This window comes from Peribacillus sp. P4_D6 (genome assembly GCF_056401795.1).
The window spans coordinates 1-1,514 of sequence record NZ_JBFUIQ010000316.1 but is presented as its reverse complement, the minus strand read 5'-3'; the positions used below and the strand labels follow the sequence as shown (position 1 = coordinate 1,514).

The following is a 1,514-nucleotide window of genomic DNA, read 5'->3' as shown; positions in this document are numbered from 1 at the left end:
GTATGTACCTGGCTCCACTTAGACTGCTTGCACTGGAAGTGTTTGATAAATTAAATGCGGATGGTGTACCTTGCTCATTAAAAACCGGTGAAGAAGAAAAGGCTATTGAGGGTGCGAAACATGTCTCCAGTACCGTTGAAATGTTTCATGAAAAAGACTACCATGAAGTAATCGTCATAGATGAAGCCCAAATGATTGCCGATAAAGATCGAGGCTTTTCTTGGTTTAGGGCAATTACGCAAGCTAATGCGAATGAAGTACACATAATCGGGAGCAATAATATCAAAAAGATGCTTCTGAACCTTCTGAATGAAGCAGATTTAGAACTTCACGAATATAGACGGGAAATACCGCTTGAGGTGGAACAAAGGGAGTTTGGACTGAAGTATACCAAAAAAGGGGATGCCCTCATTTGTTTTTCTAGAAGGCAGGTACTGGAAACAGCATCCCGGCTTAAAGAGAGTGGACATAATGTCAGCATGATATACGGCAGTATGCCTCCTGAAAATAGAAAACGGCAAATAGAATTATTCAATCGCGGTGAAACATCAGTTGTCGTTGCCACCGATGCGATTGGAATGGGATTGAACTTGCCAATACGCCGCATCGTCTTTCTTGAAAATGAAAAATTCGACGGGACACGAAGAAGAAGATTGACTTCTCAAGAAATCAAGCAAATCGCAGGCCGAGCGGGTAGAAAAGGGATTTATGACACGGGGAAGGTAGCATTTACAGCAGAAATCAAAATCATGAATAAGTTGCTGGAACAGGTAGATGAGCCAGTTCAAACCTTCACAATCGCCCCAACCTCTGCTGTATTTGAACGTTTTCAAAAATATTACCGGAACCTGGGGACATTTTTCGAAATGTGGGAGAGGTTTGAGCCTCCTAAAGGCACAAAAAAGGCTTCGCTATCGGAAGAAAGGGAGCTTTACGAACTGATACGGGATACAGAAATCGAAGCTCGTTTTTCTTTAATGGATTTATATGGTTTCCTGCATATTCCTTTTTCGGCAAAAGAACCAAGTCTGATCAGACAGTGGCTGGAAACGGTCGAAGCGATTGCCGAGAACAGTGACCTTCCTGAACCGATCATCAAGACAAGGAATCTTGAGGAATTGGAGCTATCTTATAAAGCGATAGGTCTTCATCTATTATTTTTATATCGGATGGGTAAGCGTACGGAAGCTGTTTATTGGGAGCGTATCCGTGAAGAAATCAGTGATGGCGTTCATGATCAGTTAAAAGATGAAATGTTGAATTATCAAAAAAAATGCAAGCGCTGTGGAAAAAGGCTGCCTGATGACTCACGTTTTCAAATATGTGACGCTTGTTATCATAGAGGGATTAGAAAGACGCACAGATTCAATTAAACGAATTCTTTTAATAATAACCCGAATACATTGCATTCGGGTTATTGGTGTTTGCATAAATCACTTAGTCGTTCGTCTCAGTTTTGCAATAAACGCTGCTTGCCGCTTCATTCGTTTATCCGCTTTCTTGTCATGCACCAC

At 41.5% G+C, this 1,514-nt stretch carries 1 protein-coding gene; it reads left to right on the top strand.

Annotated features, from left to right (window positions below; translation table 11 throughout):
• On the top strand, positions 1–1,373 hold a 1,373-nt coding region (locus AC1DVB_RS27140; protein WP_477591931.1), incomplete at its 5' end, for a helicase-related protein.
• Positions 1,374–1,514: the final 141 nt, after the last annotated feature.